Genomic DNA, 21,805 nt, shown 5'->3' with positions numbered 1-21,805 from the left:
TCCGGCGTCGTCGATCGGGTGGTGAGCAAAATGAGCACAATGCGTCCAACAAGCAGTATGCCAATCAAATGCGGCAAAGGCACCACCGTGACGCACGCCACCCTAACGTCTGTAGTGCGCATCACAGCGGAGTGGTGCGGACCACTGAAGAAGGAGCCGGCTGTGCTGGTAATACTCGGATTCGCCATGATCGCGGTGTTCATGGTGCTGATCATGACGAAGAAGCTGACGCCGGTGCTGGCGCTGATCATCGTCCCCACCGTTTTTGGACTCTTTGCCGGCGCGGGCCTGGGCATCGGCCCCATGGTGCTCGACTCGATGAAGTCGATGACCTCCACGGCCGCGCTGCTGATGTTCGCCATCATCTACTTCGGCCTGATGATCGACGTCGGGCTCTTCGACCCGCTGGTGCGGCTCATTCTGCGCAAGCTTGGCAACGACCCCGCCAAGGTGGTGCTGGGCACCGCGGTCCTCGCCGCGGCCGTCTCGCTCGATGGCGACGGTTCCACCACCTTCATCCTCACCACCGCGGCGATGCTGCCGGTGTACCTGCGGCTGAAGATGAGCCCGGTGGTCCTCACCTGCGTGGCCGGCCTGGCCAACGGCACCATGAACATCCTGCCCTGGGGCGGTCCCACCGCCCGCGCCGCCACCGCGCTGAAGCTCGACGTGAACGACGTGTTCGTCCCGATGATCCCCTCGCTGGTGGTCGGCCTGGCCGTGGTCATGGTCTTCGCCTGGCTGCTGGGCCTGCAGGAACGCAACCGCCTCCGCGCCACCGCCCCGGAGATCTGGGCCGAGGGCGTTGAGTTCGGCGGAACGGCCGACGGCGGCACGGGCACCGGTTCCGGCACCTCCAGCACCTCGGGCCGCCGCGCCGGCACCCCGGCCGGCGGCGCCCCCGCGGGTGGCTCCGGCGTCGCAGTCCTGGAACGCACCGAAAACCTCGTGGACGATCGCGACTCCGCCATGGCGGACACCGCCCTGGATCCGAACCGCGCGACCCTGCGGCCAAAGCTGTTCTGGTTCAACCTGGCCCTGACCGTGGCCGTCATGGTGACCCTCGTGGCCAACATCATGCCCCTGCCTTTCGTGTTCATGGTCGGCTCTGCCGTGGCCCTGCTGGTCAACTTCCCGAAGATCAAGGAGCAGAGCGCGCAGCTGATCGCCCACGCACCCTCGATCGTCGCCGTCGTCAGCATGGTCATGGCCGCCGCCGTCCTCACCGGCGTCCTCAACGGCACCGGCATGGTCAAGGCCATGTCCGAGTGGCTGGTGCAGATCATCCCGTCCGACATGGGTCCGCTCATGGCCGTCATCACCGGCATCCTGAGCATCCCGATGACGTTCTTCATGAGCAATGACGCCTTCTACTTCGGCGTCCTACCGGTCCTGAGCGAAACCGCCGCCCACTACGGCGTCGGCGCGGCGGACATGGCCCGCGCCTCCATCACCGGCCAGCCCTTCCACCTGCAGAGCCCGTTGGTCCCGGCCATCCTCCTGCTGGTCTCCCTGGCCAAGGTGGACCTGGGCGACCACCACAAGAAGGTCCTCTGGCGCACCGCCGTCATCTCCCTGGTCATGCTCGGAGTAGGCATGGCCACCGGAGCCATCGGCGTCGGCTGACAACGACGGAGAAAAACAAAAGGAGGAAGGGGCGGAAGTTTTCCGCCCCTTCCTCCTTTGCGTTGTCCGGGCCCCGAGCCCCGGACAGGGGCCGTGAGGTGAGGTAGGCACATCGGCGACGGGACGGACATCCGTCAGCGTGCGTCTAAGCGAGGGCCCCCGCCGTCAGGGTTCCCTGCCCGAGGGGCCACGCCGGCGCGGGACCCGGCCTGAGCTTGCGAAGGCTGGGAGCCGGTGGGGACTTGCGAGGGGAGGGGGACGGTTGGGGTGGACGAGCGAGCACGCGGAGGATCGTCCGGCCCGCCGCCGAAAGGCGGCAGGCCGTCCCATGGCGGCCACGCCGGGCGGTAAGCGTAGTTCAACCCACGTAGACTGGGACGGAAAATAATCCGAACCTTGCAGGGGAGATCCATGGCTGCGATCAACCGCGACGACGTCGCGCATCTCGCGCGTCTCGCGCACATCGAGATGAGTGCTGAAGAGCTGGACAGGATGGCCGGCGAGCTCGCCGTCATCGTCGAATCGGTCAAGTCCGTCAGTGAAGCCGCCGGGGACGACGTCCCCGCCACGTCCCACCCGATCCCGCTGACCAACGTGTTCCGCGAGGACGTCGTCGGCCACACGTTCACGGCCGAGCAGTCGCTCTCCGGCGCCCCCGACGCGTACGAGGGCCGCTTCAAGGTCCCGGCCATCCTGGATGAGGACTAAGACATGACTGACACCAACGAACTGATCCGCCTCTCCGCCGCCGCGCTCGCCGAGAAGCTGGCCGCCCGCGAGGTCACCGCCGTCGAGGTCACCCAGGCCTACCTGGACCGCATCGCCGCCGTCGACGGCCAGGTCAACGCCTTCCTGCACGTCAACGGCGAGGAAGCCCTCGCCGTCGCCGCCGACGTGGACGCCATCCGCGCCGCCGGCGGCGCCGAAGCCGAGGCCCTGCACGTCCTGGCCGGCGTCCCGATCGCCGTCAAGGACCTGATCGTCACCGTCGGCCAGCCCACCACGGCCGGCTCGAAGATCCTCGAGGGCTGGCACAGCCCCTACGACGCCACCGTGGTCGAGCGCCTGCGCGCGGCCAGGATGCCGATCCTGGGCAAGACCAACCTGGACGAATTCGCCATGGGCTCCTCCACCGAGCACTCCGCCTACGGCCCCACCCGCAACCCGTGGGACCTGGACCGCATCCCCGGCGGGTCCGGCGGCGGGTCCGCCGCGGCGGTGGCCGCGTTCGAGGCCCCGCTGGCCCTCGGCACGGACACCGGCGGCTCCATCCGCCAGCCCGGCGCCGTCACCGGCACCGTCGGCGTCAAGCCCACCTACGGCGGCGTCTCCCGCTACGGCGCGATCGCCATGGCCTCCTCGCTGGACCAGATCGGCCCGGTCTCCCGCACCGTGCTGGACTCCGCGCTGCTGCACCAGGTGATCGGCGGCCACGACCCGCGCGACTCCACCTCGTTGCCGGACCCGCTGGAGGACCTGGTGGCCGCCGCCCGCACCGGCAACGTCGAGGGCATGAAGATCGGCATCATCAAGGAACTCCACGGCGAGGGCTACCAGGCCGGCGTCGAGAACCGCTTCAACGAGGCACTCGAGCTGCTCAAGGGCGCCGGCGCCGAGATCGTCGAGGTCTCCTGCCCGAACTTCAAGTACGCCCTGGGCGCCTACTACCTGATCATGCCCTCGGAGGCCTCCTCCAACCTGGCAAAGTTCGACGGCGTCCGGTTCGGCCTGCGCGTGCTGCCCGAAGAGGGTCCGCTGACCATCGAACGCGTCATGGGCGCCACCCGCGCGGCCGGCTTCGGCGACGAGGTCAAGCGCCGCATCATCCTGGGCACCTACGCCCTGAGCGCCGGCTACTACGACGCCTACTACGGCTCGGCCCAGAAGGTGCGCACCCTGATCCAGCGCGACTTCGACGCCGCGTTCGCCCAGGCCGACGTCCTGATCTCCCCGACGGCGCCCACCACGGCGTTCAAGCTCGGCGAGAAGCTGGACGACCCGCTGGCGATGTACCTCAACGACGTCGCCACCATCCCAGCGAACATGGCCGGCGTCCCCGGCCTGTCCCTGCCCGGCGGCCTGGCGGACGAGGACGGCCTGCCCGTCGGCGTCCAGCTGCTGGCCCCGGCCCGGCAGGACGCCCGCCTCTACCGCGTCGGCGCCGTGCTCGAGTCGCTGCTCGAGGAACAGTGGGGCGGACCCCTGCTGGCGAAGGCCCCTTCACTCACTGATTCTTCTACGGCTGCGTCTTCTGCGGCTGCCGCCGCCCTGAGCCACGGAGGTTCACACTAATGACTGACGCAACCCTAAGCTTCGAAGAGGCGATGGAGAAGTACGACCCCGTCCTCGGCTTCGAGGTCCACGTCGAGCTGAACACCAAGACCAAGATGTTTTCCTCCGCGCCGAACGTCTTCGGCGACGAGCCGAACACCAACGTCAATGAGGTGGACCTGGGCCTCCCGGGCGTCCTGCCGGTGGTGAACAAGACCGCGATCGAGTCCTCGATCAAGATCGGCCTGGCGCTGAACTGCACGATCGCCGAGTCCTGCCGTTTCGCCCGGAAGAACTACTTCTACCCGGACACCCCGAAGAACTTCCAGACCTCGCAGTACGACGAACCCATCGCCTACGACGGGTACTTGGACATCGAGCTCTCCGATGGCACCGTCTTCCGGGTCGAGATCGAACGCGCCCACATGGAAGAAGACGCCGGCAAGCTCACCCACATGGGCGGCGCCGCCGGACGCATCCAGGGCGCGGACTACTCGCTGGTGGACTACAACCGCTCCGGCGTGCCGCTGGTGGAGATCGTCACCAAGCCGATCGAGGGCGCCGGCAGCCGCGCCCCCGAACTGGCCAAGGCCTACGTCGCCGCGATCCGCGAGATCGTCAAGAACCTCGGCGTCTCGGACGCGAAGATGGAACGCGGAAACGTCCGCTGCGACGCTAACGTCTCGCTCCGCCCGCACGGCCGCGAACGCTTCGGCATCCGCTCCGAGACCAAGAACGTGAACTCGCTGCGCGCCGTCGAACACGCCGTCCGCTACGAGATCCAGCGGCACGCCGCCGTCCTGGATGCGGGTGAACCGGTCATCCAGGAGACCCGGCACTGGCACGAGGACACCCGCTCCACCACCTCGGGCCGGCCCAAGTCCGACGCGGACGACTACCGGTACTTCCCGGAACCGGACCTGGTGCCGGTCGTCGCCTCCCGTGAATGGGTCGAGGAGCTCCGGGCCACCCTGCCCGAGCCGCCGGCCGCCCGCCGCAAGCGCCTACAGGCCGACTGGGGCTACTCCGACCTGGAGTTCCGCGACGTCGTCAACGCCGGCGTCATGGACGAGATCGAGGAAACCATCGCAGCCGGCGCCACCCCCACGGTGGCCCGCAAATGGTGGATGGGCGAGATCGTCGGCCGCGCCAAGAACGCCGACGTCGACCCCGGCCAGCTGGGCGTCAACCCGGCCACCATCGTGGAACTGAATACCATGGTGGAGGCCGGCAAGATCAACAACAAGATGGCCTCCGAGGTCCTCGACGGCGTCCTCGCCGGCGAGGGCACCCCGGCGGAAATCGTCGAGAAGCGCGGCCTCGCCGTGGTCTCCGACGATGGCCCGCTGCTCGAAGCCATCGACGCTGCCCTCGCCGCGCAGCCGGACGTCGCGGACAAGATCCGCGGCGGCAAGGTCCAGGCGATCGGCGCGATCGTCGGCGGCGTCATGAAGGCCACCCGCGGCCAGGCCGACGCCGGCCGTGTCCGGGAGCTGATCCTGGAGCGCCTCGGCGTCGAAGGCTAGAGCCTAAGCCCCCACCAGATCGGTCATGATCGTCTGCAGCGCCTCGCAGACCATCATGACCGATCGGCGTTTAAGGTTCTCCGGCCGCGCCAGCAGGTCGATCCGGCGCCGGGTGCTGATCCCCTCCAGCGGCTTGAGCACGATCGAGGGGTTCAGCACCGGCCGGGCGGTGTGCCGGGGGAGCAGCCCGATCACGCTCCCCGCGGCCACCAGCGCCGCCACCGTGGAGTAGTCGTTGATCCGGTGCACGATATTCAGCTCCCGGCTGGCCACGGCGGCGACGGCGGAGAGCACGTCCGCGGGGGAGTAGCCGGCGTGGCTGGTCACCCAGGGCTCGCCGACGACGTCGTCCGCGCTCACCGCCCGCTGCCCGGCCAGCCGGTGGCCCGCCGGCAACGCCACGTCCAGCGGTTCGTGCGCCAGCGGAATCACCGCCACCCGCTCCTCGGGCCAGCGCGGGCTGTGGTCCATCCGGTGGGCCAGGACCAGGTCGTAGCGGGCGGTCAGGGCCGGGAAGTCCTGCTGTGCGACGTCTTCGTCGGAGAGCCGCACCTCCGGCCGGCCCGGCCCCGCCAGCAGCCGGGCCAGCGGCGCGAACAACGCCTGCCCCGCGCTGTGGAACCCGCTGAGGGTCACCGGCGCGGCGGGGGAGCCGTGGTATTCGCCGATCGCGGCGCGGGCCTCGGCCATGGCGCTGACGACGGCGGCTCCGGCGTCGGCGAGCACCTGCCCGGCCTCGGTGAGCACCAGGTTCCGGCCCTCCTTGCGGGTCAGCGGCACCTCCACCGAGCGCTGCAGCGCCGCCAGCTGCTGGGACACCGCCGAGGGGGTGACCAGCAGGGTTTCGGCGACTGCCTTGACGCTGCCCAGGGCGCCGAGTTCGCGGAGCATTTCGAGCTGGTGGATTTCCATGCCCACCATCCTACGGCTAAGAAGAATCTAAATCGTCGATTGAGAAATTTTCGGTTGTGCTAATGCATTCGGGCGGCTGTAATGGGGTGAGTTGACCCACACTTCGCCACCCCCCCGGCGGCACCAGCACAGTAAGGCAGGCCCATGAAGGCTCTCTACAAGTCCGGCGCGCACGCCGGATTCGACCTCGTCGACCGGCCGGAACCGGAGACCGGGGCCGGGGACGTCAAGATCCGGGTGATGACCACCGGCATCTGCGGCACGGACCTGCACATCCAGTCCTGGGACGCCTGGGCGCAGGGCATGATCAACGCCCCGCTGATCGCCGGCCACGAGTTCTACGGCGAGGTGGTGGAGGTCGGCGAGGACGTCCTGGACGTCAAGGTCGGCGACCGCGTCTCCGGCGAGGGCCACATCGTCTGCGGGATCTGCCGCAACTGCCGCGCCGGCCGCAAGCAGATGTGCATCAACACCGTCAGCGTCGGCGTCCAGCGCGACGGCGCCTTCGCCGAATACGTCGTGATCCCCGAGACCAACGTCTGGGTCCACCACGACCCGTCCGTCACCCCGGAACTTGGCGCCATCTTCGACCCGTTCGGCAACGCCGTCCACACCGCCCTGAGCTTCCCGCTGGTCGGCGAGGACGTCCTGATCACCGGCGCCGGACCCATCGGCCTGATGGCGATCGCCGTCGCCCGCCACGCCGGCGCCCGCAAGATTGCCATCACCGACGTCTCCGCCCCGCGCCTGGCCCTGGCCCGCACGCTCGGCGTCGACCTCGCGATCGACGTCTCCACCACCCGGGTCAAGGACGCCCAGCGCGAACTGGGCATGCGCGAGGGCTTCGACGTCGGCATGGAAATGTCCGGCCACCCCACCGCCCTGCCGGAAATGATCGAGAACATGAACCACGGCGGCCGGATCGCCATGCTCGGCCTTCCCAGCCAGTCCATCGACATCGACTGGGGCAAGGTGGTCACCCACATGCTCACCATGAAGGGCATCTACGGCCGCGAGATGTTCGAGACCTGGTACGCCATGAGCGCCATGCTCTCCTCCAACCCGGTGCTGCACGCGAACATCTCCGCCGTCGTCACCGACTCTCTCCCCGCGGCCGACTGGGAGAAGGGCTTCGAGATCGCCCGCGCCGGCGTCGGCGGCAAGGTCGTCCTCGACTGGACCGGCTTCTAGGCCGCGGCCCTTTCCGGTACCGTACAACCACCCACCCAGCCCAGGAGCGCACCGACCATGTATTCAGCCATCAAGGACCAGCTTCAGCACGAACTCGATGAGATCCGCAGCGCCGGCCTGTTCAAGACCGAGCGGCACATCGACTCGCCGCAGGCCAACCACATCACGGCCGGCCAGCTCGGCCAGCCCGGCACGGACGTGCTGAACTTCTGCGCCAACAACTACCTGGGCCTGGCCGACCACGCGGAGATTATCGCCGCCGCCAAGGACGCCATGGACTCCCGCGGCTTCGGCATGGCCAGCGTCCGCTTCATCTGCGGCACGCAGGACCTGCACCTGGCCCTGGAGGAACGGGTCTCGGCGTTCCTCGGCACCGAGGACACCATCCTCTTCTCATCCTGCTTCGACGCCAACGGCGGGGTCTTCGAGTCCCTCTTCGGCCCGGAGGACGCGGTCATCTCCGACGCCCTGAACCACGCCTCCATCATTGACGGGATCCGGCTCTGCAAGGCCCGCCGCTTCCGCTACGCCAACCGGGACATGGCGGACCTCGAGGCGCGCCTGATCGAGGCCTCCAGCGGGGATAACCCGGCCCGCCGCAAGATCATCGTCACCGACGGCGTCTTCTCGATGGACGGCTACCTCGCCCCGCTCGAGGCGATCTGCGACTTGGCTGACAAGTACGACGCCATGGTCATGGTGGACGACTCGCACGCCGTCGGCTTCATGGGTCCCACCGGCGCCGGCACCCCCGAACACGCGGGTGTCTCGGACCGGGTGGACATCTACACCGGCACCTTCGGCAAGGCCCTGGGCGGTGCCTCCGGCGGCTACGTCTCCGGCCGCCGCGAGGTCGTTGCCATGCTCCGGCAGAAGGCCCGCCCGTACTTGTTCTCGAACTCCCTGGCCCCAGCGATCGTCGCCGCCACCCTGAAGGCCCTGGACCTGGTGGAGAACTCCGCGGAGCTGCGCGGAAAGCTCTTTGCCAACGCCGGGCTGTTCCGCCGCCGGATGGCCGAGGAGGGCTTCGAGCTGCTCGACGGCGAACACGCGATCGTCCCGGTGATGTTCGGCGACGCCGTGATGGCCGCCAAGGTGGCCGACGCCATGCTCGGCCACGGCGTCTTCGTCACCGCCTTCAGCTACCCCGTTGTCCCCAAGGGCGCCGCCCGGATCCGCGTCCAGCTCTCCGCCGCGCACAGCGCCGACGACGTCGAACGCTGCGTCCAGGCGTTCGTGGCCAGCCGCGCGGAGGTCGCGGCCGCGTAGCAACCCGGTCCGCAAGACCTGCTGACGGATGTCCCCGCCGGGTGCGAGGATGGGTCACATGTCAGCTCATTACGATGTTGTGATTGCCGGCGGCGGCATTGCCGGACTGTCCCTGGCCTCGGCGCTGGCCGGCAAGTGCAGCGTGGCGCTGGTCGAGGCCGAGCAGACGCTGGGCTACCACACCTCGGCGCGCTCGGCCCGGCAGCTCATCCCCAGTTACGGCCCGCCCGTGGTCCGGGACCTGACGCTGCGCACGCTGGAACTAATCGGCACGCACGAGGGCACCCGCCCCGAGCCCGTCCTCTCGCCCCGGCGGTTCATGCTGATCGGCGACGAGGACGCGGTCCGCGAGCAGGCCAGCGGCTTCATGCACCTGATCGGCCACGACGAGGCGCTCAAGCTCTGCCCGGCGCTGAAACCGGAGAGCTTCACCGCCGCCGGGCTGGACTCCGGCTCCTTCGCCTGCAACGCCTCCCTGCTACTGGAGGACCACCGGGAGCGGGCCGTCGCCGGCGGCGTGGACATCATCACCGGCGCCCGCATCCACTCCGCGCAGCGCACCGGCTCGGGCTGGGAACTCGGCGCCGGGCAGGAGGCGCTCTCCACCGCCGTCGTGGTCAACGCCGCGGGGGCCTGGGCGGACGAGCTCGCCGTCCTTGCCGGCGTCGAGAAGCTCGGCCTGCAGCCCTTCCGCCGCACCGCGGCGATCGTCGACGTCGAGAATCCGCTTCCGCCCGGCTGCCCGATGGTGGCCGCCACGGACAGCTTCTACTTCCGCCCGGAAGGCCGGCACCAGGTGCTGATCTCGCCCTCGGAGAAGGTCCCCAGCGGACCCGAGGACGCCCGACCATACCCCGGCGACGTCGAGGCCCTGATCGCCCGCTTGAACGAGGTGACCACCCTCGGCATCAACGCCGTCAGCCGGGCGTGGACCGGGCTGCGCACCGAGGCCTCCGACGGCATCCCGGTGGTGGGGTTCGACGCCGAGGCGCCGGGCTTCTTCTGGCTCGCCGGCCAGGGCGGCTATGGCTTCCAGACCTCCTCCGGGATCGCCGAACTCGCCGCCGAACTGATCCTCGCCGGGCAGGCGGGCGGGTCGCCGTTCCCGGCCGACAGTCCGGCATCCCGGACAGCGGAGGCGCTGGCGGCGACGCGGATGTCCATCCGGGCCTGAAGAATGGACCCATGAGCACCCTGATCACGAATATCGGCGAATTGATGACGCAGGACCTTGAGCACCGGGTCCTGCACGACGCCGCCGTCGTCATCGAGGGCGAACGCATCGCCTGGCTGGGCCCCGCCGGGGACGCCCCGGCCGCGGACGACGCCATCGACGCCGCGGGGCGCGCGCTGCTGCCCGGCTGGGTGGACTCGCACACGCACTTGGTCTTCGCCGGCGACCGCACCGCGGAGTTCGAGGCGCGGATGGCGGGGGAGGAGTACAGCGCCGGCGGCATCGCCGTGACCATGGGCGCGACCCGGGCGACCGGCGACTTCGACCTTACCCGCCTGGCCCTCGGCCGGGTGGCGGAGGCAGTCTCGCAGGGCACCACGTACCTGGAGACCAAGACCGGCTACGGGCTTGACGTGGACAACGAGGCCCGCAGCGCCCGGATCGCCTCCACGGTCGCCGACGAGGTCACCTACCTCGGCGCCCACCTGGTCCCGGCTGGCATGGACGCCGAGGAGTACACGGACCTGGTCTGCGGTCCGATGCTTGCAGCGGTCCGGCCCTACGTGCGCTGGGCCGACGTCTTCTGCGAACGCGGCGCCTTCACCGAGGAGCAGTCCCGCCGCGTGCTGGCGGCCTGCCGGGAGGCTGGCCTGGGCCTGCGGCTGCACGGCAACCAGCTCGGCGAGGGCCCGGGCGTGCGGCTGGCGGTGGAGTTCGGGGCCGCCAGCGTGGACCACGTGAATTACCTGTCCCGGGAGGACGTGCGCGACCTCGCGGACAGCTGGTCCGGCTGGGAAGCCGCGGCCGGCGCCGGGGAGCGCGGCACGGTGGCCACCTGCCTGCCGGCCTGCGACCTCTCCACCCGGCAGCCGCTGGCCCCCGGCCGCGAACTGCTGGACGCCGGCGTCCAGCTGGCCCTCGCCTCCAACGCCAACCCCGGCACCTCCTACACCAGCTCCATGGCCTTCTGCGTCACCACCGCGGTGCTGCAGATGCGGCTCAGCGTGCACGAGGCGGTCCGCGCCGCGACCTACGGCGGGGCGCTGGCGCTGGGCCGGGAGTCGGGGAACGACGTCGACGGCGAACGCGCTGTGGGGTCGATCGCCGTCGGCCACCGCGCGGACCTGCACCTGCTCAACGCCCCCTCGGCCACCCACCTGGCCTACCGGCCGGGCATGCCGCTGACCCACGCCGTCTGGCGCGCCGGGGTCCGCGCCCGCTAAACCTTCTAGAAGACCATGGGCGGGGCGTGCAGCACGGTCTCGTCCACGCGCCGCTCCACCCACTGGCTGAACGGCTTGTCGAGTTCGTACTTCCCGTCCCCGGTGCGGTGCAGGGTGCGCAGCTCGGCGTTGTCCGGGTTGTTCAACGACTCGAAGTACTCCACGGACCAGTGGAACCAGCGCATGCAGAACAGCCGCATGGTCAGCCCGTGCGTAACGAACAGGGCGTTGGGCGCGTAGTCCGGTTTGGACCAGTGCCGGTACAGGGTCTCCATGAACGAGGAGATCCGGTCGTAGACATCGGACCCGGACTCGCCCTCGCGGAACCGGTAGAAGAAGTGCCCGTAAGCGGTCCGGAGCTCCTTCTGGTCCTCGATGTCCCCCGCGATCTGGAAGTTCGCCCAGTCCTGCTCCCTCAGCCGGGGCTCCTCGATGACCCGCTCGGTCAGGTTGCCCAGATCCAGCGCATCGAGGGTCTGGTAGGCGCGCAGGTAGGGCGAGACGTAGACGCAGACCTGCTGCCCGTCCAGCTGGCGGCGGAGTTCGACGCCGGCGGCCCGGGCCTGCTCGACGCCCAGATCGGTCAGCGGGATGCGGTAATCGGGCACCCGGTTGTAGATGGAGGTATCGGCATTGGCAGCGGACTGGCCGTGCCGGATCATCAGGATTTTCCCGGGCGCGCTCACAGCCCCAGCTTAGGCGCGTCCGGCCAACTCCCGGCAACGGCAGGCAAGATAGGACCATGCTGGTTACCTCCCGCCGCCGTGTGCGGTTCGAAGTATGGATTGTGCTGGGACTCTCGCTGGGGCAGTCGGCGGTGTACTCGGTGGTGCAGCTGCTGGACAAGCTCTCGCAGGCGCCGCTGGCCCAGGGGACCTCAACGCTGAACCGCTCCCAGAGCAGCCGCGAGTACTTCGACCTGACCTACCAGCTGCTGGACATCGCCTTCGCGCTCGTCCCCGTGCTGCTGGTGCTCTACTTCCTCACCGGTCCCCGCGAGCCGGGGACCCCCGGCGGCTCGGCATTCCGGAAGCTCGGGTTCGATTTCGCACGCCCCGGAAAGGACCTGTTGCAGGGTGTGGGCCTGTTCCTGCTGATCGGCATCCCGTCGCTGGGCCTCTATGCCGCCGGCCGGGCCCTGGGCATCACGACGGCGATCATCCCGAGCGCGCTGGGCACCTACTGGTGGACCGTGCCCGTCCTGGTCCTCTCCGCCATCCGGCACGGGATCGTCGAGGAGGTGATCGTGGTGGGATACCTGCTGGACCGGTTCGGTAAACTCGGCTGGCGGCTGCCGGCGGCCATCGCCGCGAGCTCAATCCTGCGCGGCAGCTACCACCTGTACCAGGGGTTCGGGCCGTTCATCGGCAACGCCATCATGGGCGTCATCTTCGCCCTGGTCTACACCCGGACCCGGCGGGTGATGCCGCTGGTGATCGCGCACGCGCTGCTGGACATCGTGGCGTTCGTGGGCTTCAGCCTGTTCGGCAAGGCGGTCGGCCTGGGCTGAGGTGTCCTGGCGATTCCTGCGGTGCCGTGACCTGCCGTGCCGTGACCCGCACGACGAGGCGGGGAGCGGCTTAAAGAGTTTCGGCCCCCGGCGGCGGGTGGCGTCATTGACACCCGCGGCCGGCGGCCGAAGTTGTGGCGGGCCGGGGCCCTAGATGGTGACGGCTCCGGAAGCGGTCTCAAAGGTGACCGAGAGGATGCCCGGCGTGCCGTGCGGGGCCTGCCAGTTCACGGCCACGTCCTCCAGCGGCTTCTCCACCGGTTCGCCCAGCCACTCGGTGACCCGCTGCGCGGAGCCCGCGATGGTCAGCTCGGACATCTTCACCGAGCTCTCGTAGGCGTTGGACGGGTGCAGGGCCGGGTCGCCCTCCCACTTGAGCATGTAGGGCACCTGCGGATCCGCGATCAGGCCCAGGATGCCGATCTGCTTCCAGACCAGTTCACGGCCATCGGGGAACTTGCGGTTGCCGTTGACCGCGGCGCGGCCCAGGCGTTCCTCGAAGGGTGCCAGGTCGTCGACCTCAACGCACCAGCCCATCCAGCCGCCGCCGGCGGCGGAGCGGGCGCGGACCGCCTGGCCGAACGGTGCCTTGTCCGACGCCGGGTGGTCCAGGACCTCCACGACCTCCAGGTACTTGTGCCCGGCGAGCGGGATGATCATGTTGCGGGTGCCAAAACGGGGGTGCACGCCGCCCTTGACGGCCTCGACCCCGAGGGCCGTGGCGATACGGTCGGTGGTGGCCGCGAGGCCATCCTTTTCACAGGCGTAAGAGACGTGATCCATGCGCATGCCCTCATCTTGGCACTTTGTGATGGACCTCTCAGCTTAGGCTGTCCTAACCTCACAGGGACCATCCGGCGGGCCCCCGTGCCGCCCAGCGCGGCCGCGGAAATCCGCCGGAGAAGCCGTCCCGGGGACCGGTTTCTTCATCTTTGTCACAAAGCTATCCGGACCGGTTTCCGGCTTCCTACACTGGGAGCAGGTCATGAGTGCCAGCGCCAAGCCCCGGCTCGCTGGCCGGCAACCCTCCTTGCGCGGTGGGGTGCCCCGGGTGAAGACCTGGCCCTCCGGCGACCGCCGGCGGGGCAAGCGCGGCGCCAGGGCCGTGACGATATTCCGGGACCTGCCAGCGGCGCAGGACCCGGGAGGCGGTGCCGTCCTGAGCCCAGTCACAGGAGACACCATGTCCAACGCCTGGTCCTTTGAAACCCGTCAGATCCACGCCGGCCAGCAGCCGGACGCCGCCACCGGCGCCCGCTCGCTGCCGATCTACCAGACGACGTCGTTCGTCTTCCCGAGCGCCGAGAGCGCCGCGAACCGGTTCGCCCTGGCCGAGCTCGCCCCCATCTACACCCGAATCGGCAACCCCACCCAGGACGCGGTCGAACAGCGCATCGCCAGCCTGGAGGGCGGCCTCGGCGCGCTGCTGCTCAGTTCCGGGCAGGCGGCGGAAACCTTCGCCATCCTCAACATCGCCGAGGCCGGGGACCACGTGGTGGCCAGCCCCAGCCTCTACGGCGGCACCTACAACCTGCTGGCCCACACTCTGAAGAAGTTCGGCATCTCCGTGACCTTCGTGGCGGACCCGGACAACCTGGACCAGTGGCGCGAGGCGGTGCAGCCGAACACCAAGCTCTTCTTTGGCGAGGTGGTCTCCAACCCGCGCCAGGACGTGCTGGACATCGAGGGCATCTCGGAGGTGGCCCACCAGGCAGGGGTGCCGCTGATCGTGGACAACACCCTCGCAACCCCGTACCTGATCCGGCCGCTGGAGTGGGGCGCGGACATCGTGGTGCACTCGGCCACGAAGTACCTGGGCGGCCACGGCTCGGCGATCGCCGGTGTGATCGTGGACTCCGGAAAGTTCGACTTCGGCGCGGACCCGGAGCGGTACCCCGGCTTCAACACCCCCGACCCCAGCTACAACGGCCTGGTCTACGCCCGGGACCTGGGCGCGGACGGCGCACTGGGGGCCAACCTCTCCTACATCCTCAAGGCCCGGGTCCAGCTGCTGCGCGACCTCGGCTCCGCCGTCGCGCCCTTCAACGCCTTCCTGATCGCCCAGGGCATCGAGACGCTGAGCCTGCGGGTGGAGCGGCACGTCGCCAACGCCACCCGGGTGGCCGAATGGCTGGAGGGCCGGGAGGACGTCGAATCGGTCGCCTACGCGGGGCTGCCCTCGAGCCCCTGGTACGAGCGCGGCCGGAAATACGGTCCGCGCGGCACGGGCGCCGTCGTCTCCTTCGTCATCGCCGGGGGAGTGGAGGCCGGCAAACGCTTCGTCGACGCCCTGGAGCTGCACTCGCACGTGGCGAACATCGGCGACGTGCGCTCGCTGGTGATCCACCCGGCGTCGACCACGCACAGCCAGCTCAGCCCGGAGCAGCAGGCGGTGGCGGGCGTCCACCCGGGCCTGGTCCGGCTCTCGGTGGGCCTGGAGCACATCGACGACATCCTGGCGGACCTCGACGCCGGCTTCCGCGCCGCGAAGGCCGGCTAGGCCCGGGACCCCTGCCGGATTTCCCCACCTTTGCGGGCCCGACGGCGGCCGGCGCGGCGTGTCCGCGGCGACCCGCCGGCCTTGGCCTTCAAAGGTGGGGAAACGGGGCGGCGGGTCGGGCGGCTGTCACATGGAAGTCACAATCTTCGCCAGGACGCCGCCCTCTTTCGTACACTCGGTGCAGGTCATGAGTGCCAGCGACAGCCCCGGCTTGCTGGCCGGCAACCCTCCTTTTGCGGCGGGGTGCCCCGGGTGAAGACCTGGCCTGCCGGTCAACTGACGGCAGGCAAGCGCGAAGTGAGGTCTTTTAACATGACGATTGCCGTCACCCGAACGGGTGTACCCGCCACCAGTCCCGCAGCAGGAAACGCCGCCGCCCCCGAAGGCACCGTGCGGTACCTGTCCGTCGGCGCCCTGGAACTCGAATCCGGCGCCGTCCTGCCGGAGGTGGTGCTCGCCTACGAGACCTGGGGCACCCTGAACGCGGACGCCTCCAACGCCGTCCTGATCGAGCACGCCCTGACCGGGGACACCCACGTCACCCGCGGCGCCGGCGGGGAGCCCGGCTGGTGGGAACAGCTCGCCGGCCCCGGCGCGCCCGTGGACACGGACCGGTACTTCGTGGTGTCCATCAACATCCTCGGCGGCTGCTACGGCTCCACCGGCCCGTCCACGCCGGCGCCCGATGGCCGGCCCTGGGGATCCCGCTTCCCCCTCGTCACCCTGCGCGACAGCACCGCCGCCGAGGCCCGGCTGGCCGACGCGCTGGGCATCCACCGATGGCACGCCGTGCTCGGCGGCTCCCTCGGCGGCGCCCGGGCCCTGGAGTGGGCCGTCAGCTACCCGGAACGCGTGCGCCGCTGCGCCGTGATCGCCGTCGGCGCCTACAGCACCGCCGAACAGATCGCCTTCGCCCAGGCCCAGACCCTCGCGATCCGGCAGGACCCGCGCTTCAATGGCGGCGACTACTACGGCGGCCCCGAGCCGCATGACGGCCTGGCGTTGGCCCGGCGGATCGCCCACATTACCTACCGCTCCGCCGCCGAACTGGAGGGCCGCTTCGGCCGGACCGGCCAGGACGGCGAGGAACCGCTCGCGCCCGGGCCGCTGTCCGGCCGCGGCCGCTACCAGGTGGAGAGCTACCTGGACCACCAGGGCAACAAACTGGTGCAGCGCTTCGACGCCAACAGCTACATCGCCATCACCGAGGCGCTGATGAGCCACGACGTCGCCCGTGGCCGCGGAAGCCTTCGCCAGGCGCTCGCCGGTGCCACCGCCGAGTTCTTCATCGCCGCCGTGGACTCGGACCGGCTGTACTTTCCCGAACAGTCCCGGGAGCTCGCGGCGGCCCTGCCGGGGGAGGTGCCCATGCACGTCATCTCGGCCCCGATCGGCCACGACGGGTTCCTGACCGAGATCGGCCAGCTCGGCGGCGTCCTCCGGGAGGCGTTCTTCGCCTGAGCATCAAGGCTTCTTCGCCGGCTCTTGCCGGGGACGGGTGTGCAATTTTGCAGATGGGCTCTGCGCGATTGGTCGTTGAGGCTGCGGCGGTGACACTCCATACTCGTGGAGAATGACCGCGTGTGGTCCAACTCACACGGAGTCAGCCCAGTAAGCCGCAGGGTGTCGATGGCGACACCGAAGGAGTTCTTATGAGCACGGAAAACGCCGCCGCGAGGCGTGCAGAGGAAACCGACGTCAAGGCGTCCGGCCTCAAGAAAGTCGTCGCCGCCTCCATGGCCGGCACGGTGGTGGAGTGGTACGAATTCTTCCTCTACGCCTCCGCCGCAACCCTGGTCTTCGGCAAGGCCTTCTTCCCCAATTCCCAGACCGAACTGGACGGCATCCTGGCCGCCTTCCTGACCTACGCGGTCGGCTTCGTCGCCCGCCCCATCGGCGGCATCGTCTTCGGCCACTTCGGTGACAAGTTCGGGCGCAAGCAGCTGCTGCAGCTGAGCATCATCCTGGTGGGTGTCTCCACCTTCCTGATGGGCTGCCTGCCCACCTTCGCCCAGATCGGCTACTGGGCTCCGGCCCTGCTGGTCTTCCTGCGCTTCGCCCAGGGCTTCGCCGTCGGCGGTGAGTGGGGCGGCGCCGTCCTGCTGGTGGCCGAGCACAGCCCCAGCAAGTCCCGCGGCTTCTGGGCCAGCTGGCCGCAGTCTGCCGTGCCGCTGGGCAACCTCTTCGCCACCGCGGTGCTGTTCATCCTCTCCTCCACCCTGTCCTCCGCCGACTTCCTCGGCTGGGGCTGGCGCGTGGCGTTCTGGCTTTCCGCCGTGATCGTCCTGATCGGCTACTACATCCGCACCAAGGTCAACGACGCCCCGATCTTCCTCGAGGCCCGCAAGGAGGTCGAGGCCGGCCACAAGGGCTACGGCGTCGCCGAGGTCTTCCGCCGCTACCCCCGCGGCGTCTTCACCGCCATGGGCCTGCGCTTCGCGGAGAACATCCTCTACTACCTCGTGGTCACCTTCTCCATCACCTACCTGAAGACCGTGGTCCACGCCGACACCACCCGCATCCTCATGCTGCTGCTGGTCGCCCACGCCATTCACTTCTCTGTGGTTCCGATGGTGGGCCGGCTGTCCGATCGCCTGGGCCGCCGCCCGGTCTACATGGCCGGCGCCGTCCTCGGTGCCACCTGGGGCTTCTTCGCCTTCCCGATGATGGACACCGGCAACGACTTCATCATCCTTGCCTCGGTCATCATCGGCCTGCTGTTCCACGCCCTGATGTACGCCGGCCAGCCGGCCATCATGGCCGAGATGTTCCCGACCCGGATGCGCTACTCCGGCGTCTCCCTCGGCTACCAGGTGACCTCGATCGTGGCCGGTTCGCTCGCCCCGATCATCGCAGTGGCGTTGCTGGGCGAGTACAAGTCCTCCGTCCCGGTTGCCATCTACCTGGCGATCGCCTGCGCGATCACCGCCGTCGCGGTGCTCTTCCTGAAGGAAACCCGCGGCATCTCCCTGCACGACGTCGACGCCGCCGACGCCCAGGGCACGGCCGACCTCCTTGCCGCAGGCAAAAAATAGCAGGCAAGAAGTAACGAACGACCAGCTTCACCGGCAGCCCCCGTCCCCGCACCGCGGGACGGGGGCTGCCGCGTTCCGGTTTACCCGGCCAGCACGTCCTGCCGCTCGGCGATCTCGGCCCGGAGGGCGGCCAGCACGGCCTGCACCGGCGCCGAGCGGAGCGACTCGGCCCGCGCGGCGGCCCAGATGGGGAGCTGGCGCTGGAAGTCGGCCGGCAGGACCGGGACGAACCCCTCCTTGCCCACCACCAGGAAGTTGGGCAGCAGCCCGATCCCGGCCGCCCGCCGGACCGCCTCCAGCTGGGCGAAGATGCTGGTGGCCTGGAAGCTGGACCGGGGCATCGGCAGCTGCGTGGACCGGTGGCCGAGCTCGGCCACCTGCAGGGCGGACTCCACGTAGGAGACGAAGCCGTGCCGGCGCACGTCGTCGAGGGTCTCCGGCGTCCCGTGCTCCCGGACATACTGCGGGCTGGCGTACAGCCGCAGGAAGTAGTTGGCCAGGAAGATGGTCTGGGCGCTGCTGACCTCCAGGTTGCCCACCACCACCTCCAGGTCCACGCCCGAGCGGTTTTGGCTGACCTTGCGGGTGGCGCTGAGCACCTCCACGTTCAGCTGCGGATGCTCGCGCTGCAGCCGGACCAGCGCCGGCGTGACGAACTCGGCGCCGAAACCGTCGGGGGTGCTGATCCGGACCAGCCCGGCCAGCACGTCGTCCCGCCGGGCAATCCGGCCGCTGAGCGCGCCCAGGGTACCCTCGATCGCCTCCGCCGCCGCCACCGCCTGGCCGCCGAGTTCGGTCAGTTCCCAGCCCTGCGGAGTGCGCTCGAGGGTCCGGCCGCCCAGCTGCTTGTCCAGCGCCAGGATCCGGCGCGAGATGGTGGTGTGCGTGGTGCCCAGGGTCTCCGCGACGGCATTGAAGCGGCCCAGCCGCGCCACGGTCAGCAGGATCAGCAGGTCATCGGGGCTGGGCAGGCGGTTCACGGTCCGGGCCTCTCGGTGCTTCGGAAGCTATGTGCATGGCTGCACATGGCATCTTCACTTTTTTGTCTTGATTGCACTGTAACAGGGTGTGATGCTGGACACAGTGCCCCGCCGAAGCGCGGGGAGTTCCGCACGGAACCGTCAGCCACACCAAGCAAAGGAGCTTTAGCCATGGCAGTTGTCGCCTGGATCGGACTGGGAAACATGGGCGGATTCATGTCCGTCAACCTCGCCAAGGCCGGACACGAGGTCCGCGGATTCGACCTCAACCCGGACGCCGTCGCGGCCGCCGAGGCCGGGGGAGTGACCCCCGCCGGCAGCATCGCCGAGGCCGTCACGGGCGCCGACGTCGTCTTCACCATGCTGCCCAAGGGCGAGCACGCCCGCGCCGTCTACCTCGGCGAGGACGGCGTCCTGGCCCACGCGGACACCACAACCCTGCTGGTGGATTCCTCCACGATTGACATCGCCTCGGCGCAGGCCCTGCACGACGCCGCAGCCGAGGCCGGGTTCCGCTTCGTCGACGCCCCGGTTTCCGGCGGGATCAGCGGCGCCAAGGCCGCCACCCTGACCTTCATGATCGGCGGCAAGCCCGATGCCGTCGCCGACGCCACCGAGTTCATCCGCCCGATGGCCGCGAACATCATCCCCACCGGCGGGGCCACCACCGGCCAGGCCGCCAAGATCTGCAACAACCTGATGCTCTTCATCAACCTCGCCTCCACCGCCGAGGGCGCCGTCCTGGCCGACCGGTTGGGCCTGGACAAGCAGGTCTTCTGGGACATCGCCTCCGTCTCCTCCGGCGACAGCTGGGCGCTGCGCACCTGGTACCCGGTGGCCGGCGTCGTCCCCACCGCCGCCTCGAACAACGACTTCGCCCCCACCTTCACCGCGGAACTGGCCAATAAGGACATCGGCCTGGCCATCAGCGCCGCCCAGGACACCGGCACCCCGCTGGAGATCGGCCAGCACGTCCAGCAGCTCTTCCAGCGTCTGATCGACGGCGGCCAGTCCGGCACGGACTGCTCCGCGATCGTCAAGCTGGTCGACGGCTCCTTCGAAGCCGCCAAGTAGCGCCGGACCTCCGAGAAAGAGAACCCCCATGGAACGCATTCCCCACGTCATCAACGGCGAACTGGTCTCCGACGCCGAGCGCTACGGCCCCGTCTTCAACCCGGCCACCGGCGAACAGGAGAAGGAAGTCGCCCTCGCCTCCGCCGCCCGGGTCGAGGAAGCCATCGCGGCCGCCCGCGCCGCGCTGCCCGGCTGGCGCGCCACCAGCCTGGCCCGCCGCACCGCCATCTTCTTCCGGGTCCGCGAGCTGCTGATGCAGCGCCGGCCGGAGCTGGCCGCGTTGCTGACCAGCGAGCACGGCAAGGTCCTCTCCGACGCGGAGGGCGAGATCACCCGCGGCCTCGAGAACATCGAGTTCGCCACCGGGCTCTCCCATGCCCTCAAGGGCGAACGCTCCGAGCAGGTCTCCGGCGGCGTCGACGTCCACTCCGTCCGCCAACCCGTCGGCGTCGTCGCCTGCATCACCCCGTTCAACTTCCCCGCCATGGTGCCGCTGTGGATGATCGGCAGCGCCCTGGCCTGCGGCAACACCGTGCTGCTCAAGCCCAGCGAGAAGGACCCGTCCTCCGCAGTCTTCATCGCGCAGGTCTTCGCCGAGGCGGGGCTGCCCGCCGGCGTCCTGAATGTGGTGCACGGCGATAAGGAGGCCGTGGACGTGCTGCTGGAACACCCGCACGTGAAGGCCGTCAGCTTCGTCGGGTCGACGCCGATCGCCCAGTCCATCTACAAGCGCGCCGCCGACCACGGCAAGCGCGTCCAGGCCCTCGGCGGCGCCAAGAACCACATGGTGGTCCTCCCGGACGCGGACCTGGACATGGCCGCCGACGCCGCGGTTTCCGCCGCCTACGGCTCGGCCGGTGAGCGCTGCATGGCCGTCAGCGTGCTGGTGGCCGTCGGCAACACTGCCGACGACCTGGTCGGCGCGATCAAGACCCGGGTGGCCACCCTGAAGATCGGTCCCGGCACCGACCCGGCCTCGCAGATGGGGCCGCTGATCACCGCCGAGCACCGCGACAAGGTCGCATCGTACGTGGCGGGCGCCGCGGACGAGGGCGCCTCCGTGGTGGTGGACGGCCGCGAGCAGGAGTTCGACTCCAACGGCTTCTTCATCGGCGTCAGCCTGATCGACCACGTCAAGCCCGGCATGAAGGTCTACGACGACGAGATCTTTGGCCCCGTGCTCTCCGTCGTCCGGGTCGAGACCTACGCCGACGCGGTGCAGTTGGTCAACGACAACGAGTTCGGCAACGGTGTGGCGATCTTCACCCGCGACGGCGGTGCGGCGCGCCAGTTCGAGTTCGACGTCGAGGCCGGCATGGTGGGCGTCAACGTCCCGATCCCGGTGCCGGTGGGCACCTTCTCCTTTGGCGGCTGGAAGAACTCGCTCTTCGGCGACACCCACATGTACGGCCCGGAAAGCATCCGTTTCTACACCCGCGGCAAGGTGGTCACCACCCGCTGGCCGGACCCCTCCACCTCGGTGATCGACCTGGGCTTCCCGCAGGTCGACTAGG

18 protein-coding genes and 2 riboswitches are annotated in these 21,805 nt (G+C 69.5%); of the genes, 14 read left to right on the top strand and 4 right to left on the bottom strand.

Annotated features, from left to right (window positions below):
* Nucleotides 1-30 precede the first annotated feature (30 nt).
* The 4 genes from QWJ39_RS13895 to gatB all read left to right on the top strand — a co-directional run bounded on the left by QWJ39_RS13895 (nucleotide 31) and on the right by gatB (nucleotide 5,423).
* Entirely contained in the window at nucleotides 31-1,626 is a 1,596-nt protein-coding gene (locus tag QWJ39_RS13895) for a CitMHS family transporter (protein WP_356903509.1), read from the top strand.
* 411 nt (nucleotides 1,627-2,037) lie between these two features.
* The gene (gatC, locus tag QWJ39_RS13890; protein ID WP_011691167.1) at nucleotides 2,038-2,334 is read left to right on the top strand and encodes an Asp-tRNA(Asn)/Glu-tRNA(Gln) amidotransferase subunit GatC; all 297 of its coding nucleotides are present in this window, start codon (nucleotides 2,038-2,040) and stop codon (nucleotides 2,332-2,334) included.
* Between the two features lie 3 nt (nucleotides 2,335-2,337).
* On the top strand, nucleotides 2,338-3,918 hold the full coding sequence (gatA, locus tag QWJ39_RS13885; protein WP_290258440.1) for an Asp-tRNA(Asn)/Glu-tRNA(Gln) amidotransferase subunit GatA: 1,581 nt from the start codon (nucleotides 2,338-2,340) through the stop codon (nucleotides 3,916-3,918).
* Nucleotides 3,918-5,423, top strand: a complete 1,506-nt coding sequence (gatB, locus tag QWJ39_RS13880; protein WP_290258439.1) for an Asp-tRNA(Asn)/Glu-tRNA(Gln) amidotransferase subunit GatB — start codon at nucleotides 3,918-3,920, stop codon at nucleotides 5,421-5,423. The genes gatA and gatB overlap by 1 nt, the downstream gene beginning before the upstream one ends.
* Before the next feature lie 3 nt (nucleotides 5,424-5,426).
* On the opposite strand, the gene QWJ39_RS13875 is transcribed toward gatB, so the two are convergent.
* Nucleotides 5,427-6,335: a LysR family transcriptional regulator gene (locus QWJ39_RS13875; RefSeq protein WP_290258438.1), complete on the bottom strand. Its 909-nt coding sequence runs from the start codon at nucleotides 6,333-6,335 to the stop codon at nucleotides 5,427-5,429.
* A 144-nt stretch (nucleotides 6,336-6,479) separates the two neighbouring features.
* On the opposite strand from QWJ39_RS13875, the gene tdh reads away from it, so the two are divergent.
* Genes tdh through hutI form a run of 4 tightly spaced genes read left to right on the top strand, consistent with a single transcriptional unit; the run spans nucleotide 6,480 to nucleotide 11,192 of the window.
* Nucleotides 6,480-7,526 carry an L-threonine 3-dehydrogenase gene (gene tdh, locus QWJ39_RS13870; protein WP_290258437.1) on the top strand — a complete coding sequence of 349 codons (1,047 nt, stop codon included), beginning with the start codon at nucleotides 6,480-6,482 and terminating at the stop codon, nucleotides 7,524-7,526.
* Nucleotides 7,527-7,583: 57 nt separating this feature from the next.
* Nucleotides 7,584-8,795: a glycine C-acetyltransferase gene (locus tag QWJ39_RS13865; protein ID WP_290258436.1), complete on the top strand. Its 1,212-nt coding sequence runs from the start codon at nucleotides 7,584-7,586 to the stop codon at nucleotides 8,793-8,795.
* A gap of 58 nt (nucleotides 8,796-8,853) precedes the next feature.
* Nucleotides 8,854-9,969: an FAD-dependent oxidoreductase gene (locus QWJ39_RS13860; RefSeq protein ID WP_290258435.1), complete on the top strand. Its 1,116-nt coding sequence runs from the start codon at nucleotides 8,854-8,856 to the stop codon at nucleotides 9,967-9,969.
* A gap of 11 nt (nucleotides 9,970-9,980) precedes the next feature.
* A complete protein-coding gene (gene hutI, locus QWJ39_RS13855) occupies nucleotides 9,981-11,192 on the top strand; it encodes an imidazolonepropionase (protein ID WP_290258434.1) in 1,212 nt (403 codons plus the stop codon).
* Between the two features lie 5 nt (nucleotides 11,193-11,197).
* Here the strand turns inward: hutI and QWJ39_RS13850 are convergent, their stop codons facing one another.
* Nucleotides 11,198-11,854 carry a histidine phosphatase family protein gene (locus QWJ39_RS13850; protein ID WP_290258580.1) on the bottom strand — a complete coding sequence of 219 codons (657 nt, stop codon included), beginning with the start codon at nucleotides 11,852-11,854 and terminating at the stop codon, nucleotides 11,198-11,200.
* An 80-nt stretch (nucleotides 11,855-11,934) separates the two neighbouring features.
* On the opposite strand from QWJ39_RS13850, the gene QWJ39_RS13845 reads away from it, so the two are divergent.
* Entirely contained in the window at nucleotides 11,935-12,702 is a 768-nt protein-coding gene (locus tag QWJ39_RS13845) for a type II CAAX endopeptidase family protein (RefSeq protein WP_290258433.1), read from the top strand.
* A gap of 150 nt (nucleotides 12,703-12,852) precedes the next feature.
* Here the strand turns inward: QWJ39_RS13845 and QWJ39_RS13840 are convergent, their stop codons facing one another.
* Nucleotides 12,853-13,491 (bottom strand): VOC family protein, encoded by a 639-nt coding sequence (locus QWJ39_RS13840; protein ID WP_290258432.1) that lies wholly within the window; start codon nucleotides 13,489-13,491, stop codon nucleotides 12,853-12,855.
* Between the two features lie 192 nt (nucleotides 13,492-13,683).
* Nucleotides 13,684-13,800, top strand: a riboswitch (SAM riboswitch).
* Between the two features lie 85 nt (nucleotides 13,801-13,885).
* Here QWJ39_RS13840 and QWJ39_RS13835 point away from each other — a divergent pair.
* The 3 genes from QWJ39_RS13835 to QWJ39_RS13825 all read left to right on the top strand — a co-directional run bounded on the left by QWJ39_RS13835 (nucleotide 13,886) and on the right by QWJ39_RS13825 (nucleotide 18,237).
* A complete protein-coding gene (locus QWJ39_RS13835; RefSeq protein WP_290258430.1) occupies nucleotides 13,886-15,202 on the top strand; it encodes a bifunctional o-acetylhomoserine/o-acetylserine sulfhydrylase in 1,317 nt (438 codons plus the stop codon).
* Between the two features lie 183 nt (nucleotides 15,203-15,385).
* A riboswitch (SAM riboswitch) is annotated at nucleotides 15,386-15,501 on the top strand.
* 13 nt (nucleotides 15,502-15,514) lie between these two features.
* On the top strand, nucleotides 15,515-16,663 hold the full coding sequence (locus QWJ39_RS13830) for a homoserine O-acetyltransferase (protein WP_290258429.1): 1,149 nt from the start codon (nucleotides 15,515-15,517) through the stop codon (nucleotides 16,661-16,663).
* 191 nt (nucleotides 16,664-16,854) lie between these two features.
* Nucleotides 16,855-18,237, top strand: coding sequence for an MFS transporter (locus tag QWJ39_RS13825; RefSeq protein ID WP_290258428.1), 1,383 nt, complete (start codon nucleotides 16,855-16,857; stop codon nucleotides 18,235-18,237).
* Between the two features lie 80 nt (nucleotides 18,238-18,317).
* Here the strand turns inward: QWJ39_RS13825 and QWJ39_RS13820 are convergent, their stop codons facing one another.
* Nucleotides 18,318-19,217, bottom strand: coding sequence for a LysR family transcriptional regulator (locus tag QWJ39_RS13820; protein ID WP_290258427.1), 900 nt, complete (start codon nucleotides 19,215-19,217; stop codon nucleotides 18,318-18,320).
* 171 nt (nucleotides 19,218-19,388) lie between these two features.
* Between QWJ39_RS13820 and mmsB the strand changes: the two genes are divergently transcribed.
* Together mmsB and QWJ39_RS13810 are read left to right on the top strand one after the other, a co-directional pair.
* A complete protein-coding gene (gene mmsB, locus QWJ39_RS13815) occupies nucleotides 19,389-20,291 on the top strand; it encodes a 3-hydroxyisobutyrate dehydrogenase (RefSeq protein WP_290258426.1) in 903 nt (300 codons plus the stop codon).
* A gap of 28 nt (nucleotides 20,292-20,319) precedes the next feature.
* Nucleotides 20,320-21,804, top strand: a complete 1,485-nt coding sequence (locus QWJ39_RS13810) for a CoA-acylating methylmalonate-semialdehyde dehydrogenase (RefSeq protein ID WP_290258425.1) — start codon at nucleotides 20,320-20,322, stop codon at nucleotides 21,802-21,804.
* Nucleotide 21,805: the final 1 nt, after the last annotated feature.

Origin of the sequence: Arthrobacter sp. YD4 (genome assembly GCF_030410515.1) — a bacterium.
Classification (GTDB): domain Bacteria; phylum Actinomycetota; class Actinomycetes; order Actinomycetales; family Micrococcaceae; genus Arthrobacter.
This window is presented reverse-complemented; position numbering and strand designations above follow the sequence as displayed.

What these genes read in the sequence shown, in the direction of transcription:
- QWJ39_RS13895 (WP_356903509.1), top strand. Translation starts at nt 31, where the DNA reads ATGAGCACAATGCGTCCAACAAGCAGTATGCCAATCAAATGCGGCAAA.
- gatC (WP_011691167.1), top strand. Translation starts at nt 2,038, where the DNA reads ATGGCTGCGATCAACCGCGACGACGTCGCGCATCTCGCGCGTCTCGCG.
- gatA (WP_290258440.1), top strand. Translation starts at nt 2,338, where the DNA reads ATGACTGACACCAACGAACTGATCCGCCTCTCCGCCGCCGCGCTCGCC.
- gatB (WP_290258439.1), top strand. Translation starts at nt 3,918, where the DNA reads ATGACTGACGCAACCCTAAGCTTCGAAGAGGCGATGGAGAAGTACGAC.
- QWJ39_RS13875 (WP_290258438.1), bottom strand. Translation starts at nt 6,335, where the DNA reads ATGGAAATCCACCAGCTCGAAATGCTCCGCGAACTCGGCGCCCTGGGC.
- tdh (WP_290258437.1), top strand. Translation starts at nt 6,480, where the DNA reads ATGAAGGCTCTCTACAAGTCCGGCGCGCACGCCGGATTCGACCTCGTC.
- QWJ39_RS13865 (WP_290258436.1), top strand. Translation starts at nt 7,584, where the DNA reads ATGTATTCAGCCATCAAGGACCAGCTTCAGCACGAACTCGATGAGATC.
- QWJ39_RS13860 (WP_290258435.1), top strand. Translation starts at nt 8,854, where the DNA reads ATGTCAGCTCATTACGATGTTGTGATTGCCGGCGGCGGCATTGCCGGA.
- hutI (WP_290258434.1), top strand. Translation starts at nt 9,981, where the DNA reads ATGAGCACCCTGATCACGAATATCGGCGAATTGATGACGCAGGACCTT.
- QWJ39_RS13850 (WP_290258580.1), bottom strand. Translation starts at nt 11,854, where the DNA reads ATGATCCGGCACGGCCAGTCCGCTGCCAATGCCGATACCTCCATCTAC.
- QWJ39_RS13845 (WP_290258433.1), top strand. Translation starts at nt 11,935, where the DNA reads ATGCTGGTTACCTCCCGCCGCCGTGTGCGGTTCGAAGTATGGATTGTG.
- QWJ39_RS13840 (WP_290258432.1), bottom strand. Translation starts at nt 13,491, where the DNA reads ATGCGCATGGATCACGTCTCTTACGCCTGTGAAAAGGATGGCCTCGCG.
- QWJ39_RS13835 (WP_290258430.1), top strand. Translation starts at nt 13,886, where the DNA reads ATGTCCAACGCCTGGTCCTTTGAAACCCGTCAGATCCACGCCGGCCAG.
- QWJ39_RS13830 (WP_290258429.1), top strand. Translation starts at nt 15,515, where the DNA reads ATGACGATTGCCGTCACCCGAACGGGTGTACCCGCCACCAGTCCCGCA.
- QWJ39_RS13825 (WP_290258428.1), top strand. Translation starts at nt 16,855, where the DNA reads ATGAGCACGGAAAACGCCGCCGCGAGGCGTGCAGAGGAAACCGACGTC.
- mmsB (WP_290258426.1), top strand. Translation starts at nt 19,389, where the DNA reads ATGGCAGTTGTCGCCTGGATCGGACTGGGAAACATGGGCGGATTCATG.
- QWJ39_RS13810 (WP_290258425.1), top strand. Translation starts at nt 20,320, where the DNA reads ATGGAACGCATTCCCCACGTCATCAACGGCGAACTGGTCTCCGACGCC.